This is a genomic window from Corynebacterium sp. 212_CJEI, from assembly GCF_001055915.1.
GTDB classification, from domain to species: domain Bacteria; phylum Actinomycetota; class Actinomycetes; order Mycobacteriales; family Mycobacteriaceae; genus Corynebacterium; species Corynebacterium jeikeium_D.
In genome coordinates, this window is sequence record NZ_JVPT01000064.1 from 44,860 (window position 1) to 61,912 (window position 17,053).

General features: G+C 60.1%; 16 protein-coding genes and 4 tRNA genes. 18 read left to right on the forward strand and 2 right to left on the reverse strand.

All coding sequences use genetic code 11. The annotated features are described in order from the left end of the window. Positions 1-28 precede the first annotated feature (28 nt). Positions 29-1,009, reverse strand: a complete 981-nt coding sequence (locus tag ADB02_RS08400) for a 1,4-dihydroxy-2-naphthoyl-CoA synthase (RefSeq protein ID WP_016422029.1) — start codon at positions 1,007-1,009, stop codon at positions 29-31. Positions 1,010-1,022: 13 nt separating this feature from the next. Here ADB02_RS08400 and ADB02_RS08405 point away from each other — a divergent pair, with 13 nt between their 5' ends. From ADB02_RS08405 to ADB02_RS08425, 5 genes are all read left to right on the forward strand, one after another. Beyond that, positions 1,023-2,048 carry an o-succinylbenzoate synthase gene (locus ADB02_RS08405; RefSeq protein ID WP_049190586.1) on the forward strand — a complete coding sequence of 342 codons (1,026 nt, stop codon included), beginning with the start codon at positions 1,023-1,025 and terminating at the stop codon, positions 2,046-2,048. 101 nt (positions 2,049-2,149) lie between these two features. Continuing rightward, positions 2,150-3,982, forward strand: a complete 1,833-nt coding sequence (gene menD / locus ADB02_RS08410) for a 2-succinyl-5-enolpyruvyl-6-hydroxy-3-cyclohexene-1-carboxylic-acid synthase (RefSeq protein WP_049190588.1) — start codon at positions 2,150-2,152, stop codon at positions 3,980-3,982. Between the two features lie 67 nt (positions 3,983-4,049). Further along, positions 4,050-4,541 carry a DUF3592 domain-containing protein gene (locus ADB02_RS08415; RefSeq protein WP_049190590.1) on the forward strand — a complete coding sequence of 164 codons (492 nt, stop codon included), beginning with the start codon at positions 4,050-4,052 and terminating at the stop codon, positions 4,539-4,541. Between the two features lie 4 nt (positions 4,542-4,545). Beyond that, the gene (locus tag ADB02_RS08420) at positions 4,546-5,754 is read left to right on the forward strand and encodes a glycosyltransferase family 4 protein (RefSeq protein WP_049190593.1); all 1,209 of its coding nucleotides are present in this window, start codon (positions 4,546-4,548) and stop codon (positions 5,752-5,754) included. Between the two features lie 10 nt (positions 5,755-5,764). Next, on the forward strand, positions 5,765-6,457 hold the full coding sequence (locus tag ADB02_RS08425; RefSeq protein WP_049190594.1) for a demethylmenaquinone methyltransferase: 693 nt from the start codon (positions 5,765-5,767) through the stop codon (positions 6,455-6,457). A gap of 51 nt (positions 6,458-6,508) precedes the next feature. On the opposite strand, the gene ADB02_RS08430 is transcribed toward ADB02_RS08425, so the two are convergent. Then, complete coding sequence (locus ADB02_RS08430) at positions 6,509-7,861, reverse strand: geranylgeranyl reductase family protein (protein ID WP_165994872.1); 1,353 nt, start codon at positions 7,859-7,861, stop codon at positions 6,509-6,511. Positions 7,862-7,979: 118 nt separating this feature from the next. Between ADB02_RS08430 and ADB02_RS08435 the strand changes: the two genes are divergently transcribed. The 13 genes from ADB02_RS08435 (at position 7,980) to ADB02_RS08495 (ending at position 16,904) form a co-directional block, all read left to right on the forward strand. Next, complete coding sequence (locus ADB02_RS08435; protein WP_049190596.1) at positions 7,980-9,035, forward strand: polyprenyl synthetase family protein; 1,056 nt, start codon at positions 7,980-7,982, stop codon at positions 9,033-9,035. A 180-nt stretch (positions 9,036-9,215) separates the two neighbouring features. Beyond that, a tRNA-Tyr gene (locus ADB02_RS08440) sits at positions 9,216-9,297 on the forward strand. A 385-nt stretch (positions 9,298-9,682) separates the two neighbouring features. After that, positions 9,683-9,755 (forward strand) — tRNA-Thr (locus tag ADB02_RS08445). A 39-nt stretch (positions 9,756-9,794) separates the two neighbouring features. After that, positions 9,795-9,868, forward strand: a tRNA-Met gene (locus ADB02_RS08450). 103 nt (positions 9,869-9,971) lie between these two features. Beyond that, positions 9,972-10,044 (forward strand) — tRNA-Trp (locus tag ADB02_RS08455). Positions 10,045-10,474: 430 nt separating this feature from the next. Continuing rightward, a complete protein-coding gene (gene secE / locus ADB02_RS08460) occupies positions 10,475-10,783 on the forward strand; it encodes a preprotein translocase subunit SecE (protein ID WP_016422041.1) in 309 nt (102 codons plus the stop codon). A gap of 191 nt (positions 10,784-10,974) precedes the next feature. Next, a complete protein-coding gene (gene nusG, locus ADB02_RS08465; protein ID WP_049190597.1) occupies positions 10,975-11,838 on the forward strand; it encodes a transcription termination/antitermination protein NusG in 864 nt (287 codons plus the stop codon). Between the two features lie 338 nt (positions 11,839-12,176). Further along, entirely contained in the window at positions 12,177-12,614 is a 438-nt protein-coding gene (gene rplK / locus ADB02_RS08470) for a 50S ribosomal protein L11 (RefSeq protein ID WP_016422043.1), read from the forward strand. Positions 12,615-12,715: 101 nt separating this feature from the next. Continuing rightward, positions 12,716-13,420 (forward strand): 50S ribosomal protein L1, encoded by a 705-nt coding sequence (gene rplA / locus ADB02_RS08475; RefSeq protein WP_016422044.1) that lies wholly within the window; start codon positions 12,716-12,718, stop codon positions 13,418-13,420. 253 nt (positions 13,421-13,673) lie between these two features. Next, positions 13,674-14,306 carry a hypothetical protein gene (locus ADB02_RS08480; RefSeq protein WP_049190599.1) on the forward strand — a complete coding sequence of 211 codons (633 nt, stop codon included), beginning with the start codon at positions 13,674-13,676 and terminating at the stop codon, positions 14,304-14,306. A gap of 387 nt (positions 14,307-14,693) precedes the next feature. Then, entirely contained in the window at positions 14,694-15,206 is a 513-nt protein-coding gene (gene rplJ, locus ADB02_RS08485) for a 50S ribosomal protein L10 (RefSeq protein WP_016422046.1), read from the forward strand. Positions 15,207-15,330: 124 nt separating this feature from the next. Further along, on the forward strand, positions 15,331-15,714 hold the full coding sequence (rplL, locus tag ADB02_RS08490) for a 50S ribosomal protein L7/L12 (RefSeq protein ID WP_038627619.1): 384 nt from the start codon (positions 15,331-15,333) through the stop codon (positions 15,712-15,714). A 224-nt stretch (positions 15,715-15,938) separates the two neighbouring features. Continuing rightward, positions 15,939-16,904: a DUF3068 domain-containing protein gene (locus ADB02_RS08495; RefSeq protein ID WP_049190601.1), complete on the forward strand. Its 966-nt coding sequence runs from the start codon at positions 15,939-15,941 to the stop codon at positions 16,902-16,904. Positions 16,905-17,053 lie beyond the last annotated feature (149 nt).

Below are 17,053 nucleotides of genomic sequence, written 5' to 3' on the forward strand. Positions count from 1 at the left end.
CCCAGCCGGCGCCCCCCCCTAACTGCCCCTAGTAGTAGAACGGGAACTCGTCCCAGTTCGGGTCACGCTTTTCCAGGAACGCTTCCTTGCCCTCGACGGCCTCGTCGGTCATGTACGCCAGGCGAGTAGCCTCGCCCGCGAAGACCTGCTGGCCCATCAGTCCGTCATCGGTCAGGTTGAAAGCGAACTTCAGCATGCGCTGCGCCGTTGGGGACTTACCGTTGATCATGCGGCCCCACTCCACCGCGACATCTTCCAGCTCAGCGTGGTCGGCGACCTCGTTGACAGCGCCCATGCGGTGCATGGTCTCAGCGTCGTAGGAACGGCCGAGGAAGAAAATCTCGCGGGCAAACTTCTGACCAACCTGCTTCGCCAGGTAGGCCGAGCCATAGCCGGCATCGAAAGATCCCACGTCAGCGTCGGTCTGCTTAAAGCGGGCCTCCTGGCGGGATGCCAGTGTCAGGTCACACACCACGTGCAGGGAGTGTCCGCCACCTGCGGCCCAACCATTGACCACGGCAATGACAACCTTCGGCATAGTGCGAATCAGGCGCTGCACCTCCAGGATGTGCAGGCGGCCACCCTCGACCTTGGCACGCGCGGTATCGATGGTGGATGCGTCCGCGGTAGCGTCGTCATGCTCGTGGGATGTGGCGTACTGGTAGCCGGAACGACCGCGAATGCGCTGGTCACCACCCGAACAGAATGCCCAGCCACCGTCCTTGGTGCTCGGGCCGTTACCGGTCAGCAGCACAACGCCGACATCCGGGGTGCGACGCGCGTGGTCGAGCGCGCGGTAGAGCTCATCGACGGTATGCGGGCGGAATGCGTTACGAACCTCCGGGCGATCAAACGCAATACGCACAATGCCGTTTTCGCGGCCCTCGCCGACGTGGCGGTGGTAGGTGATGTCGGTCAAATCCTCAAAACCATCAACCGTCTTCCACTGCTCGGGGCGGAAGGGGTTATCGGTCGAGTACTTCGCGGTATCAGTCATGGCTTCCAGCATAAAGGTCTCTAGCATGAGGGGTATGTGTGTGTCCGCTGCGCCCAACATCCAGCTTCCGCCAATCGACGACATCCTCGACCGCGCCCACGTCGTGGCTCTGCCCATGGCAGTGAAATTCCGTGGCGTCACCACTCGCGAGGCGCTCCTCATCGACGGCCCCGCCACCTGGGGAGAGTTCGCTCCCTTCCTGGAGTACGAGGCACCCGAAGCTGCCGCGTGGCTGCGCTCGGCCATCGAATGCGCATACGTTGGCCTGCCCACCCCGAAGCGCGAGTTTGTCGAGGTCAACGCCACCATCCCCGCCATCACACCCGAGCAGGTGCCGGAGGTCGTGGGGCGTTACCCCGGGTGCCGCACGTTCAAGGTCAAGGTCGCAGAGAGCGGCCAATCGCTTAACGACGACATCGAGCGCGTAGCCGCCGTCCGCACCGCGGTGGCCGAAGCCTATGGCTATGAACCTGTGGTGCGGGTGGATGCGAACCGTGGCTGGTCGGTGGAGCAGGCCATCCGCGCCGCTCATGAGTTGGACCCGCTGGAGTATATGGAACAGCCCGTTGCGACTGTCGCCGAGCTGCGGCAGGTCCGCGACGCAGTGGGGGACTTTTGCCCGGTTGCGGCCGATGAGTCAATCCGCAAGGCTGAGGATCCGTATTTGGTTGCGCGCGAACAGGCGGCTGACGTGGGCGTAATGAAGGTCGCGCCACTTGGTGGGCCACGCCGCTTGCTTCGGTTGGCCGAGGAGCTGGCGATGAAGGTGACCGTCGCCAGCGCGTTGGACACCGGCATTGGCATGGCTGCCGGCTTGTTCACGGCGGCGGCCCTGCCTACTACCGAGCTGCAGCCGGAGCCGAACGCGGCGGGTTTGGCCACGTCCTCGCTGTTTATCGAGGACGTCATCGAGCCCCGGCCACTTATCGATGGCCGACTGCCCGTCACCAACCCCGCGCCCGACCCTTCCCGCCTGACCGAGCTCGCCGCGCCGGGCCCCCGCCGCGATTGGTGGTTTGACCGCCTCCGCGCGGCGTATGCCCATCTATAACGCCAAGAAAGTGACTAGGTTTATGACACTTTGAGCCCGAAAAACGGCTTCCAAACTGACATAAACCTAGTCAGTAACTTCCGGCAAGTAGCCTATTGAGTGTGAACAATAACCAGGACACCCCTCAAGACCCGGACACCGGCGCGACCGAAACCACTCACGCCGTCCAGTCCACACAAGCCCCATCCGCAGTGGTAGCGGGCCTCATCGTCGATGAGCTGCTGCGTCTCGGCATGGTCGATGCCGTGGTGTGCCCGGGTTCCCGGTCCGCCCCACTCGCCCGCGCTCTGGTCCAGGCCGCTGACGCGGCGAAGGTTCGCCTACACGTGCGCATCGATGAACGCTCCGCGGCCTTCCTCGCCCTCGGCCTGGCCTCGCGCACCCGCAAGGTGACCCCGGTAATTACAACGTCCGGCACAGCAGTGGCGAACCTCGTGCCCGCCATGGTGGAAGCCACCGCGTCGGGCATTCCGCTGCTGGCACTGACCGCCGACCGCCCCGCGCATTATCGAGGCACTGGCGCGAACCAGACCATCGTCCAGGACCGCCTGTTCGCTGATGCCTCCGTCGTCGAGTTCGATCTGGACGGCACCGCCCCGGTCATGAAGGCCACCGCCGCGCAGATCCGCGCTCGCATTGATCGCGTTGTCGCCGCCATGGCATCCGGCGCCGGCCACCTAAACGTCCGTTTTGTCGAACCGCTCGTGCCTGACGACGACTCCGTCGCCGACATCCCCGAGGGCCGCGCCGATGGCGGCCCCTGGACCACGATTGCGCCTACCAACAGCAACAACGTCGCCGCGGCCGCCATCGCAGCCAACTCGGCCACCGCAACCGGCCCGGCCAACGCGGCTAGCACAGCCACAATTGACATCAGCCGCCGCACACTCGTGATTGCGGGTTCGAATGCCCCGCACCTGCCGGCGCTGGAGGATTTGCCAACCATCGCTGAGCCGAATGCATATGCGCCGGCGCACCCGGTGCACCCGCTCGCGGCGGGCACTTTCGCGCAGATTCCGCCGGAGCAGATTGTGTTGGTCGGCAGGCCGACGCTGCACCGAGGTATCTCTAAGCTGCTGGCCAATCCGGATATCGAGCTGACCGTTGTCTCCGAAGCGGAAAACCACGGTTTTGGGGTGGAGTTCCCGGATGTGACGGCGAACGCAAGGGCCGTCGTTAGGCATGTGCAGACTGTGGGGGAGCAGGACCCGCAGTGGACGAAAATCTGTGAGGCCGCCAGCGAGTTGGCGGTGAAGTCCGTGCGAGAGACGCTTACCGAGTCGATTGAAGCGGAGGAACCGCTGACCGGATTTCATGTGGCGGCGGCTCTGACGGACAGCCTGCGCACGGGTGACAATGTGGTGCTGGGCGCGTCGAACCCGGTGCGCGATGCGTCGTACACGGGCCTGCCTTTCCCGGGTGTGAACACGTATGCGGGACGAGGTGCCGCGGGCATCGACGGCACGGTGGCGACGGCAATCGGTATTGCGCTGGCGTCCGACCGCGAGCATGCCGACGAGATCCGCCCGCCGCGGACGATTGCACTTATGGGTGACCTGACGTTCCAGCACGACTCCGCAGCGTTGGCGATTGGTCCGCTGGAGCCGAGGCCGGAAAACCTCACCATCGTGGTGGCCAATGATGCAGGTGGCGGTATTTTCGAGACGCTGGAGGCGGGCAGCCCGGCTCTGCGGGGAAGCTTTGAGCGCATCTTCGGCACGCCGCAGGACGTGGACTTTGAGGGCATCTGCCAGGCTTACGGAGTCGAGCACGTGCGTGTCGACCGCCTCCCAGATCTGCTCGCGCAGCTGCACCCGGATACCGATGTCGACGGCATCCGCGTCATCGAGGTGGCGACCACACGTGCGACGCGTCGGCAGTTGCACCACAAGCTGGCATACAATGCGGAGATTGGGGTGCTGGACAAGCACTAGCCGGCCGGCAGCATCCAATCAGAGCTGGAAACAATCAGGGACAGAAAAATAGGAGGTCGCGACCGCCATGCAGTGGAAAACTGCCCTGGCCAATTGGCCGCGCCTCCTTCGTCAGGTACTGCTTTTTGTAATCATCTGCCTGCTGTTGTCGTGTCTGGCCATGGTGGTTGGCTGCTTCATTAATGACCGCAATATCGAGTCGAACATGGGGCAGTCCGTAGCCAATGTGCGCTCGGTCGAGCTCCTTCGCACCACGGTTGATTTCGTCGACGAGAATGGCGATTTTCAGTCGCCACCAACCGGTTTGCTCTATCCCGTTGGTCTGGAAGAGGGGCAGCGCGTCCGCGTCGAATACGACCGCACTGATCCCAATGTCGTCCGCGTCGCCGGGCGCACATGGACGCTGTCACTTCTCCCGGCGACCAGTATCGCTGTGGTTACATTTCTCGTCGTCGCGCCGTTGTGGTGGTTGTCGTTGCGCGCAACCCGTCGTTTACAAAGAGATCCCCAAAAGGTAAACAGAGGGTCACTTTCGCTTTCCGACGAGATGGAAAACTAGCACCATGCGCGTTGCCATCATTGCTGAAAGCTTCTTGCCCAACATCAATGGAGTGACAAACTCCGTGCTGCGGGTGTTGGAACACTTACGCCGTGAAGGACACGAGGCGCTGGTGATTGCGCCGGGTGCTCGGGACTGGCAGGAAGAGGCAGAGTTCTACTGCGACTACCGCATTGAGCGTGTGCCCACTGTGATGGTGCCGTTGATTGATTCGCTACCGATTGGTGTGCCGAACCGTCGGGTAGCGTCGGCGCTGACGCAGTTTAAGCCGGATGTTGTCCACTTGGCTTCGCCATTTGTGCTCGGTGGTGCGGGCGCGCTGACTGCCAAGGCACTGGGCATCCCGGCTGTGGCCATCTATCAGACGGACGTTGCGGGTTTTGCCAAGAACTACAAGTTGGCGGGGCTCTCCACGGCCGCATGGTTGTGGACGCGCGTGATTCACAACTCCTGCGCCCGAACGCTGGCGCCGTCGTCGCCGACTATTGAGGACCTGCAGGATCACAAGATTCGTGATGTCTACCGCTGGGGCCGCGGTGTTGATGCGGTTCGCTTTACTCCGACAAAGCGTAGTGAAGAGCTCAGGAAGCAGTGGAGCCCGGAGGGCAAGCCGATTGTTGGTTATGTCGGCAGGCTCGCGGCGGAGAAGTCTGTGGAGCGGCTGGCAGCGCTGAACGGCCGCGATGATATCCAGGTGGTCATTGTCGGCAATGGCCCGGAGCTGCAGAAGCTGCAGAAGCAGATGCCGAATGCCGTCTTTACCGGACAGCTCACCGGCGATAAGTTGGCAGCGGCATTCGCCAGTCTGGACGTGTTCGTCCACACCGGTGACTTTGAAACCTTCTGCCAGGCGGTACAGGAAGCCCACGCCTCCGGTGTGCCGGCCATCGCTCCGAACGCAGGCGGCCCGCGCGACCTGATTACCAACGACGTCAACGGCTACCTGCTGGAACCCAAGACTTTCACCCGCGATCTGTCTGAGGCGGTCGACAAGCTACTGCTCGTCGACGATGAGCTGGCACGCAAGCAGCTGCGCAACCGCTGCCGCGACACCGTGACCGAACGCACCTGGGAAGCACTGTGTGCAGACCTGGTTCGCCACTACGAGGAGGTTTCTGGGGTTTCCGCGGCCGAGACGTCAAGCAAGGTCGCAGCAGATGCGATTGATGCCTCCCGTGCAGGTGCTGCTACGCGTCAGAAGTCGGTCGCGTAATCTGGACATCGTGTCTAGGGCTGATTTAACGAAAAATCCCAGCGAAGTCGCCTCGATGTTCGACGGCGTGGGGAAGAATTACGACATCACTAATACCGTGCTCACCGGTGGCATTGACCACTACTGGCGCGTGCGCACGGCAAAGCGCCTGAACCTGCAGCCTGGCCAGAAAGTCCTCGACCTGGCCGCCGGTACGGCTGTTTCATCAGTGGAGTTGGCAAAGTCTGGCGCATACGTCGTTGCCTGTGATTTCTCCCGAGGCATGCTCAAGGCCGGTGCACACCGCGATGTTCCCAAGGTCTGCGGTGACGGCATGAAGCTGCCATTCCCGGACAACACCTTCGACGCGGTGACCATCAGCTTCGGTCTGCGCAACATCGTGGACTACAAGGCGGGCCTCGCTGAGCTAGCTCGCGTGACCAAGCCCGGAGGCCAGCTAACAGTCTGTGAGTTCTCCACCCCTGTGGTGCCGGTGTTCAGCACCTTCTACAAGGAATACCTGATGCGGGCACTGCCGCAGATTGCCAAGGTTGTCTCCTCGAACCCGGAGGCCTACGTGTACTTGGCGGAGTCGATTCGCGCCTGGCCAAACCAGCCGCAGCTTGCCCGCGACATCAATGCCTCTGGCTGGGAGGATGCCGGTTGGCAGAATCTCACCTTCGGTATCGCAGCGCTGCACTCGGCAACCAAGCCCGTGGAGTAGCTCGCTAGCTCGCAATCGGGCTGGGTCGCAGGGCCCGTCGTAAAGCGATTCCTACTGCCAGGGCTGGCGCCCGAACCACTTATCGGAGGCCAGCGCTGTCCTCCCCGAAGCGCGCCAGAGTCGCGCCACTACGTCGCGGTCGTGTTCCGTGACCAGGTTTCCCATCAGGCGTGCGGCAACACCCATGAGCTGGCTTCCCCACGGGGCGCCGATGGTCAGCGGGCCGACCGTGGGAAGGAAGCTCGGGTACGTCAGCGTCAGCGCCAACTTGCGAGCCAGCGAGAAGCCGGTGCCGTAGTGCTCGCGAAGTAGGGCGGGCCAGGAGTGCGTCAGCCCATCGCGGCCCGCACCAATCGAACTAATCAGCTCCACTGCCAGTCGCGCCGACTCCATGCCGTAGTCAATGCCCTCACCGTTGAGCGGGTTGACTAAGCACGCAGCATCACCGAGCAACGCCCAGTTCGGCCCCGCCACATTCGATACAGCACCGCCCATCGGCAGCAGCGCCGACGTCACGTGCTCCGGCTCGCTCATCTGCCACTGATCGCGCACCTGTCCGTGGTACTCACGCAGCAACTTCTTCACATTCGTGCGCGCCGGGCGTGCCGACGTCGCCAGCGCCCCACACCCCACATTCGCCCGGCCCTCGCCCAGCGGGAAAATCCAGCCATAGCCCGGGTGCGTATGCCCTTCGGAGTCGCGCAGTTCCAGGTGCGAGTGAATCCAGTCATCCGCTACGTCTGCGCTGTCGAAGCTGACATACGACCGTGCGGCCACGCCAAAGACGTTGTCTCGATGCCACGCACGCCCCAGCTGCTTGCCGACGGTACTGCGGACCCCATCGGCCACGAGCAACCAGCGGGCCGAGATGGTGTGTGGCTTGCCCTCGTGGTCGGAAAGCTCCACCGCGCGCACGCCATGACCCCGCGTGCCGCCAGTGTTCAGCGCTCCGAGAACCACCTTCCGCGCTGCGACTCCATCAAAGACCTGCGCACCGGCATCAGCGGCGGCATTGAGCAAGAAAGTGTCGAGCTCAACTCGCGACATCGCGGATCCGACAGCGGGAAAAGTGCCGGAGGCATCATCTGGCCAAGGTGCGGTGATGGAGCCGCCGAAGCCGTGCAGCTTGAGTCCGCGGTTGCGGTTGCGGCGCAGGAGCTCGTCGTCAAGCCCTAGACGACGTAGCTCAGCGATGGCACGAGGAGTGAGCCCGTCGCCACAAGTTTTGTCGCGCGGGAAGCGCTGGGAGTCGACCACAGTGACCGAAAAACCGGCGCGGGCGGCGTGAATTGCAGCTGCGGAGCCGGTGGGGCCTGCGCCAACAATGAGCACGTCAGTGCTGCTGGGTAGAGCGACGGTGCCGTCGAACGTGGGGGAAACTCGCGAAATCGGGCTTGAGGTCATTGCCCCAGCGTATAACGACGTTGAAACAAATATGGGAACTGGTCTGCTAGCCACTATGCTCGTAAGGTAGTTTATTTAGCAGTTTCTTATCTTTTATCGTCAGTTAGGCAGGTCTCGAATGCGTACTGGAGACTACTCCGGGCTTAGTTCCGGAAGTGCTCAGGGCACTGGTGAGCACACCGCCACTAGTTCTCACTTCGTTGATGAGGCGCTGGAAGCAACAATCACCGAGGGAATGCGCAAGAGCGAGGACCTCCTGATTACCGAGCTGGGGCGCGGCGAGGACTTCCTAGTCGAACGGGTTTCCCACCTAGCTCACGCTGGTGGTAAGCGCTTCCGCCCGATGTTTACCATGCTGGCCGCGCAGTTCGGGGAGAACCCGGAGAGCGATAAGGTCATCACCGCCGCGACGGTGTTGGAGCTGACGCATCTGGCGACGCTCTACCACGACGACGTCATGGATGAAGCGGATAAGCGCCGCGGCGTGCCCTCCGCAAACTCGCGCTGGGACAACACCGTCGCCATTCTGGCCGGTGACTACCTCTTCGCTGCTGCGTCCCGCCTGCTGGCAGAGCTCGGCTCCGAGAGCGTGGCTCACTTCGCTGAGACCTTCGGCGTGTTGGTCACAGGCCAGATGCGCGAGTGCCTCAACGACTTGGACCTGCCGATAGAAGAGCGCATCGAGCGCTACCTGAAGGTCATTGCCGAAAAGACCGGTGTGCTCATCGCATCGGCCGGTTATCTCGGCGCCTATCACGCCGGTGCGTCCGCCGAGATTTCCAACGCACTGCGCCGCTATGGCGAACTAATCGGTATCGTTTTCCAGATTGTCGACGACATCATCGACATCTCCTCCAATACCGATCAGTCCGGCAAGACTCCGGGCACTGACTTGCGCGAGGGCGTCTTCACGCTGCCGGTTCTCTACGCGCTGCAGGAGGACACCCCAGCCGCTGACCGCCTCCGTCAGATTCTCGTCGGCCCAGTCTCCGACGACGCGCTTGTCGACGAGGCCCTCGAGCTCCTGGCTCAGACCAACGGTGTGGCTCGCGCGATGGAGAAGGTCAATGAACTGCTGGATGAGTCCGACCGCGTCATCGCTGACCTTCCTGACTGCGCGGCCAAGGAGGCCCTGCGTCACGTTGCTCGCTACACCGTGGAGCGCGTGGGGTAGTGGATTGAGCTCCATCGGCGAGATGGGCCTAGGGGCGAGCACTGCTCTGAGGTGAGCTCTGCTCTGGGTTGAGCTCTGCTGAGGGGTGAATCCGGGTAGGAAAATATCCTCTCGACCTGCCGATTTGTGTAAATGACAGAGTAGTGGGTAGCATTCCATTCGCACCGTTTAAGAGTGCACGCCAGATTGCCCGAGCGGCCAAAGGGAGCGGATTGTAAATCCGTCGGCATTGCCTTCGTTGGTTCGAATCCATCATCTGGCACAGTGAAATCACCGCGAGAATTTTCTCGCGGTGATTTTTTGTTTGTAGGGGCCGTTGGTGGGGATGCGGGGCAGGGGCTCGAGTGAGGGGCTCTGGATTAAGCGGGGCAGGGGCTCGAGTTAGAGGCTCGAGTTAGAGGTCAGCCACTCATCGATGAGCTATTCACTTATGGTTCCGCTGGGGCTCATCGATAAGTGAATAGATTATCCATAAGTGCGCGCCAAATGTCTGCAAACGTGACAAGAAATACCACTGCCTACCTGCTGATTTGTGCTTAGTGGTGATTTCGGGTTAATCTTTGCAAGGCTTCACGGAGAGCACAGAGCGAAACGAAGCGGTCAACAATTGGCCACAGAGTTACGTGCTGGGTTTAACGGATGCTGATGCCCCCTTAGCTCAGTCGGCAGAGCGTTTCCATGGTAAGGAAAAGGTCGACAGTTCGATTCTGTCAGGGGGCTCTGTTCTTTTATACGGACTTATGTCCGGTAGAGAATAGGGGCGATGTAGCTCAGATGGTGAGAGCGCACGACTCATAATCGTGAGGTCGGGGGTTCGATCCCCCCCATCGCTACTACGGACAGTGATGTTCGTCGAACCCCGCCTTGATTATGCAGCAATGCAGTAAGGTGGGACATTGTCAGCTAAGGACTGAAAAGTTCTTTCGCTGGTGGTGAAGGGGCGTGGCTCAATTGGTAGAGCAGCGGTCTCCAAAACCGCAGGTTGCAGGTTCGAGTCCTGTCGCCCCTGCAAGTACCCGTCATCCAGGGCGTATGAAAATGCGTCTGGGTGGCGGGTTTTTCGTTTATGTTCGGTGGCGGTGGGGCAATGCGAGTTACTGACTGCGTTTATGACAAAAACAGCCCGAAAAATGGCTTGAAAGTGTCATAACCCCATACAGTTTCACATTTGCAGCCCCAAGTTCGCATCCCCGAGCGAGCAGCCCGTGGCTCTTTGGGGTTGTCAGAATCGAATCTCGAAGCCTGCGGTTCCCACGAAGGGCATTTCTTCGATAGTGTGGATTATCGGCTAGAATTTACGCACTGAACCAGACTTGCTCTGCACAGTGGGGGCTTGGATCCGGAGAACATTCCCGGAGTCTGCCCTTGAAGAATTCACGTTTGAGTTTCACTGTGCAGTATCTTTAGGTCTCATATGCACGAAGTAGCGAAGGAGCATCGTGTCTGAGGAAAACCAGACTTTCCAGGCGGCGGCTCGCCCGTCCGGTAAGCGCCAGGCGACGGGCGCGCAGACCACCGTGGCGAAGAAGCCTGCGCGTGAGAAGGAGACCAACGAGCTTTCGACTCGTAACCCTTTGGTTTTCATCAAGCAGGTTGTTGACGAGCTGCGCAAGGTGATTTGGCCGACCGGCCGCCAGATGGTCACCTACAGCATCATCGTGATTCTGTTCCTGATTGCCATGATCGCTCTCGTGTGGGGTGTGGACACGCTGGCCGGTCTGGGTGTCCGATCGGTGTTGGGCAAGTAATCGGTTATACTGTTTCGCAGTGATGCTTTTCATCCCGCCTCCGAGTTCCGGACGGCGGGATTATTCGTTAGCGCAGCTGGTGTCTGGCTGTGCGAAGTGATTGCGGATGGCATATTGGCTCTTAAGACTCTTTAGGCGAAGATGCCAATGTCGCGAACCGTTGATGTAGATACAAGAGGGGTTAGCACGACATGAATGATGGTCAGAATATTTTCTCCGACGCCCAGTCCGCGGATGCTGCCGCAACTGAGCAGGATGCGCAGGGCGCACCGGCTCAGGTAGAAGCTCCGGCTGAGGGTGCAGCCGCAGCCGACGCAGCCGCAGCTGACACTGCTGCAGCAGAAGCAGCGCCGGCAGAGGAGACTGCCGCTGACGCTGAGGCACAGGCAGCTGCTGACGCAGATGCCGAGTACCGTAAGCGCCTGCGCGAGTTCCAGCGTGAGCTCAAGCGTCGTCCGGGCGACTGGTACATCATCCAGTGCTACTCCGGCTACGAGAACAAGGTGAAGACCAACCTGGAAATGCGCGCCCAGACCATGGGTGTCGATGAGCAGATCCACGAGGTCATCGTTCCGGTTGAGGAAGTCGAAGAGCGCAAGGACGACGGCAAGAAGAAGATCGTTAAGCGCAAGCTGCTGCCGGGCTACGTTCTGGTTCGTATGAGCCTGGATGACCCGTCCTGGTCCGTCGTCCGCGACACCCCGGGTGTTACTTCCTTCGTCGGTAGCGAGGGCCAGCCGTCCAAGGTCAAGATTCGCGAGGTCGCTAAGTTCCTCATGCCGAAGGAGACCATCACCGCGGACGCCGCTGAAGAAGCTGCAAATGCCGACGGTGAGCTGGCTGTCGCAGCGGCGCCGCAGGCGGAGAAGAAGGCCGTCGCCATCGACTATGAGGTCGGCGAGTCCGTCACCATCCTGTCCGGTCCGTTCGCATCTGTGGCTGCGACCATCTCCGAGATCGACCCGGACACCGGCCGCATGAAGGCTCTGGTTTCCATCTTCGGCCGTGAGACCCCGGTCGAGCTGGGCATCGATGAGGTCGAGAAGCTGAACTAGGCCCGACCTCAAGCCAGGCGCAGAGCCAAGCGGAGAGCACCGCCAAGCCAAGCGCCGAGCAAGGCACCAGCTAGCTCGCTCGCGCAACCAATCCGGTAACGGATTTTGATGCACGCCATACGCTGCGGTAACGTAGCCAGGCGTGCATTTTTGTGCCTTGAGCACAGATGCGCCAAGTAATTCGTATCCCCGGTGGCTGGCACCAACTCAATGACCAGCGCCAGTGGCCATGATGGTCGAGGGCGCAAGGGTCGTCGTAAAGCGTCGGCATCCGGACGGGGTGAGTCGCCTTTTCATCGGGGCGGCGCGCCCCGGTAACTAGGAAGTAGGTTAATCCGATGGCTCCGAAGAAGAAGCTTTCTGCGATTATTAAGCTGCAGATCCAGGCTGGTCAGGCTAACCCGGCTCCGCCGGTTGGTCCGGCACTGGGTGCTCATGGTGTCAACATCATGGAGTTCTGCAAGGCTTACAACGCAGCAACTGAGAACCAGCGTGGCAACGTTGTCCCGGTTGAAATCTCTGTCTACGAAGACCGCTCCTTCACCTTCGTTCTGAAGACCCCGCCGGCAGCTAAGCTGCTGCTGAAGGCCGCTGGCATTCAGAAGGGCTCTGGCGTTCCGCACACCAACAAGGTCGGTTCCGTGACCTGGGAGCAGTGCAAGGAAATCGCCGAGCTGAAGAAGCCGGACCTGAACGCTAACGACATCGAGATGGGTGCACGCATCATCGCCGGTACCGCTCGTTCCATGGGCATCACCGTCGAGGGCGCTAAGTAAACCGTCAGCGTTTAGCTGCACCTTCATCAAGTGGTAGGGCCAGCTTCGGCCCGCTAAACACCACAATCCAACCATTTCACTTAATTGAGATTGGACTTTTCATGAGCAAGAACTCTAAGGCATACCGCGCCGCCGCCGAGAAGATCGACGCCGGCCGCATCTACTCTCCGCTCGAGGCCGCTAACCTGGCCAAGGAGACCTCCTCCAAGAACTACGACGCCACCATCGACGTTGCGATTCGCCTGGGCGTTGACCCGCGCAAGGCCGACCAGCTGGTTCGCGGCACTGTCTCCCTGCCGAACGGCACCGGTAAGACCGTCCGCGTTGTTGTTTTCGCCGCTGGCGAGAATGCCACTAAGGCTGAAGAGGCCGGCGCTGACTTCGTCGGTTCCGAGGAACTGATCGAAAAGATTCAGGGCGGCTGGACCGATTTCGATGCTGCGATCGCAACCCCGGACCAGATGGCCAAGGTTGGTCGCGTGGCTCGTATCCTCGGCCCGCGTGGTCTGATGCCGAACCCGAAGACCGGCACCGTTACCCCGGATGTCGCTAAGGCTGTCACCGAGATCAAGGGCGGTAAGATTTCCTTCCGCGTTGACAAGGCTGCAAACCTGCAGGCTGTTATCGGTAAGGCTTCCTTCGACGCCGAGAAGCTGGCCGAGAACTACGGTGCGCTTATCGACGAGCTGATGCGTCTCAAGCCGTCCGCTGCTAAGGGTAAGTACCTGAAGAAGATCACCGTCTCCGCCACCAACGGCCCGGGCATCCCGGTTGACACCAGCGTGATCAAGGACTACACCGCCTAAATCAGCATCAGCCGATAGGCGAGTGAGCTCCTCGCAAGTCGCTTGAGAGTGACTCAGAGCCAAGCTCTTTAAAACCGCCGCCACGCGCACTTTCCCAAGTGTGTGAGGCGGCGGTTTTGCATTCTCATAAGGGATATCGATAGCGCGGTGGGGCTGCGGGCGCGGTAGACGTCGTAAAGCGAATTGCTAATCCAAACAACTAATCCAGGCGAAATGGACTCACAGCCAAAGTTTGTTGCTTAAAATCGCGACTATGACGTTGATTTTGGAACCCGAAGAAGGGCTGGAGGCGCTCGGCGAGATTAATCGCCTGGCGCAGCTCGACGACGGTTCCGGAATTATTGAACCGCAGCTCATCTCGTATCTCGACTCGTTGGGCGACGACGCCTATGACATGCCCTGCCTGCGCATCGCGGGGCAGACTCTGCTGGGCGAGGTACTGACGGGGCTAGGGGAGGACGAGCGCGTAGCTGAGGTCCTTCGCCGCAATATCCAGGATTCTGTGGTGCTTCCGGGGATGAGTGAGGAGGAAGCTCTGCAAGTTCGGGCGGCGCAAGTCGTCGTAGTGCGGTTGTTGCGCATCATTGCGCGGATGGAAGCCGTGGAGCTGCGCAATGTCGTGGCGCAACAGTGCCTGGCATCGCAGATCCCGCCGGTCGTGCGCGTGGCACTGACACTCACCGTGGATATCCTCGACGCCGCCAGATTGGACGCACATCCCGACGACATGGTGCGCGTGGTACTCGACTACGCCGACCAAGTGCTCTGGCTTGCCGACGACGACCTGAATGCGTACTTTGCCGAGCTTGAGATGATTGTGCAGCAACGTGAGAAGGACCTGGAGTTCGGCCGCTTTGGAGAGCCTGGTGCAGCGCGGTTTGGATAGACGATTTGGTTAATTGCCTGGGTCTGGTATAGAGTTTCTTCACGAAGTTTGACCGGCTTCCAATCGGTACCAACATCGAGTTGGGACGATGGAGGTTGGTACTCAAGTTTCACCGAAGACCGTCGGTCATTCGCTTCGAAAGAAGCGGATTGAAGGTTTCATTGTAGGAATACAGTGAGCGGCCCACGCAGGAGGACTTGGAAGCGCTTGCGCAGTTTGACTTCACCTGCTGACCTTGGAGTTGGCGGAGTTGAAGTGGAACATGCCAAAAGAATTGTGCGCCCCATCCTTGTGCGAGGATTGGGGCGTTTGTTGTATTTGCGCAAAAGACTCCTTCACTTGGCCGAGCGGAAAATTGCAAAGACCAGGAAGGAGGCGAGAGTACACATGGCAGCAAATGCTGAGAAGATTGCAGCTGTTGCAGCACTGAAGCAGGACGTCGAAGAGTCCAACGCTATCGTGCTGACTGAGTACCGCGGCCTGTCCGTTGCGGAAATCACGGAACTGCGTCGCGCCCTCGGTGCTGATGTTAAGTACTCCGTCGCCAAGAACACCATGATCAAGATCGCTGCCGACGAGGCAGGGATTGAGGGTCTTGATGAGCACCTGAACGGCCCGACTGCAGTCGCCTTCATCAAGGGCGAGGCTGTGGATGCGGCTAAGGCGATTAAGAAGTTCGCCGGTGACAACAAGAACCTCGTGATCAAGGGCGGCTACATGGACGGTGCTGCAATGGATGCAGCACAGTTCGAGGCTCTTGCGGATATGGATAACCGTGAGACCACGCTGGCAAAGCTGGCTGGTGCCTTCAACGGCGTTCTGGCGAACGTCGCTGGCCTGCTCGACGCTCCGACCTCCTCGGTTGCCCGCCTTGCTGCGGCACTCGAGGAAAAGAAGTAATCCCGAGCGGCTCGCGAACTACGCGAACTAAATCACGCGAAAAACTTTTAAATATCACTTTGACGGCTTCGACCCCAGGGATCTCTGAGGGGAGCGGCCGCACCACACTCATAGGAGAATATCCATGGCTAAGTACACCACTGAGGAACTGCTCGAGGCTTTCAAGGAAATGACCCTCGTTGAGCTCACCGAGTTCAAGAAGGCTTTCGAGGAGGAGTTCGACGTCACCGCTGCTGCTCCGGTTGCAGTTGCTGCTGCAGGCGCTGCTGGCGGCGAGGCTGCTGCTGAGGAGAAGGACGAGTTCGACGTCGTCCTCGAGGACGCTGGCGCTAAGAAGATTGGCGTTATTAAGGCTGTCCGCGAGATCGTCTCCGGCCTGGGCCTGAAGGAGGCTAAGGAGATGGTTGAGTCCGCTCCGAAGGCTATCCTGGAGGGTGCTTCCAAGGACGACGCTGAGGCTGCTAAGGCTAAGCTGGAAGAGGCTGGCGCAAAGGTCTCCCTCAAGTAATTCAGTTACTTGCTTCGGCTCCGGTAGTGGCCTAAAGCTACCGATTCTGACCGCCAATTCTGAGATTTTTACCCGGGGTTGGCGGTTTTTTCGTTTCTGGGGCCTTTGCTAACCCACCCGACCCCGGCAAAACCTCACTAATCTCACCCGTCACAGGGAGTTGGGGGCAAAAACCAGACCACTCATTGTCTTGATTGCCCCTATTGGCCTGTAAAGTATCTAACATGCTCTCACGGCCGAGAATTCTGTCTATCCTTCTGTTGGGTCTAGGCACCGCACTGCTTGCTGCTGGCATCTTGCTGCCCAAAGTGCTCAATGTTGATCCCAAAATGCCGCTTGACCTGCCGCCGGTGTCGTACACCCTGCGGGCGGAAGACGGCGTGTCCACCAGGATTAACGAAGAAGGCAAGCGGGAAGAAGTGCACTCGCCGCTGCAGCGACAGCTCCACGGCGTGCTCATCGAACCCGCCGATGCGGACAAGGTTTCGCTCCGTGTCGGTGTGACTGAAATGCGTGAGCTTCCCCCGGAGGTCATGGGCACCGACCCGCTGACCGAGCTTATCGAGGCCAATATCTGGACAGTGACCATCGACCGACTCACCGGCGAGGCGCTGGCTCCTGCGACTCTTGTCGACCGCATGGCGGGCGTTCCACGATCAGTGGCTTTCGAGGGGAACTGGGTGAAGCTCCCGGCCGACACTGAGGAAAAAGAATACCTGATCTTTGATGATTTCCTCCACGATTCCCTGCCGGCAAAGTTTGTCGGGGAAGAGGAGCGCGGTGGCAACCGCATTCTGCATTTCCGTCAGGATATTGAGAAGACGAATCTCGCCCAGAAGTACCGTTCTTACGTCTCTCAGCTAACTCAGGATGACAAATCCGGGTTCCTCCAGTACCAGGGCACCCGTGATTTGTGGGTTGAGCCGAAGTCTGGCTCGGTCATCGATATGGCCGAGGACATCCACCTTTGGTGGGAGACTCGCGACGGCGAGCCGATCATGGACTACCTGCGCTTCAACGGAAAGATGGACGAAGGCCTTTCCAATCAGCTTCTCTTTGGCGCAATACAGAATTTCCAGCGCCCAGCTCTAGAGCCGTGGTCAATCGGTCTCATTACGTCCGGTTCGATTCTGGTATTCATCGCAATCGTGGGCATCGTGCGTCCTTCGACCCGTCGTAAAGCAGAGTAACGCTTTACGACGGCCATAGCGCCCAGGCCTCACCCTTTATATCGGTGACGGGTGAATGCGACACGCCCGATTTGTCAAGTTGTACTAGACAACTACCAGTTTTTGATATAGGCTAAATCGTTGCGCTGGAATTAGTGTATCTGTCGCCA

Excerpts from the sequence above, each read along its gene's own strand:
- rplJ (WP_016422046.1), top strand. The coding sequence starts at position 14,694 with ATGGCAGCAAATGCTGAGAAGATTGCAGCTGTTGCAGCACTGAAGCAG.
- ADB02_RS08400 (WP_016422029.1), bottom strand. The coding sequence starts at position 1,009 with ATGCTGGAAGCCATGACTGATACCGCGAAGTACTCGACCGATAACCCC.
- ADB02_RS08430 (WP_165994872.1), bottom strand. The coding sequence starts at position 7,861 with ATGACCTCAAGCCCGATTTCGCGAGTTTCCCCCACGTTCGACGGCACC.
- ADB02_RS08405 (WP_049190586.1), top strand. The coding sequence starts at position 1,023 with ATGAGGGGTATGTGTGTGTCCGCTGCGCCCAACATCCAGCTTCCGCCA.
- ADB02_RS08420 (WP_049190593.1), top strand. The coding sequence starts at position 4,546 with ATGCGCGTTGCCATCATTGCTGAAAGCTTCTTGCCCAACATCAATGGA.
- rplA (WP_016422044.1), top strand. The coding sequence starts at position 12,716 with ATGAGCAAGAACTCTAAGGCATACCGCGCCGCCGCCGAGAAGATCGAC.
- ADB02_RS08495 (WP_049190601.1), top strand. The coding sequence starts at position 15,939 with ATGCTCTCACGGCCGAGAATTCTGTCTATCCTTCTGTTGGGTCTAGGC.
- ADB02_RS08480 (WP_049190599.1), top strand. The coding sequence starts at position 13,674 with ATGACGTTGATTTTGGAACCCGAAGAAGGGCTGGAGGCGCTCGGCGAG.
- rplK (WP_016422043.1), top strand. The coding sequence starts at position 12,177 with ATGGCTCCGAAGAAGAAGCTTTCTGCGATTATTAAGCTGCAGATCCAG.
- rplL (WP_038627619.1), top strand. The coding sequence starts at position 15,331 with ATGGCTAAGTACACCACTGAGGAACTGCTCGAGGCTTTCAAGGAAATG.
- nusG (WP_049190597.1), top strand. The coding sequence starts at position 10,975 with ATGAATGATGGTCAGAATATTTTCTCCGACGCCCAGTCCGCGGATGCT.
- ADB02_RS08435 (WP_049190596.1), top strand. The coding sequence starts at position 7,980 with ATGCGTACTGGAGACTACTCCGGGCTTAGTTCCGGAAGTGCTCAGGGC.
- ADB02_RS08415 (WP_049190590.1), top strand. The coding sequence starts at position 4,050 with ATGCAGTGGAAAACTGCCCTGGCCAATTGGCCGCGCCTCCTTCGTCAG.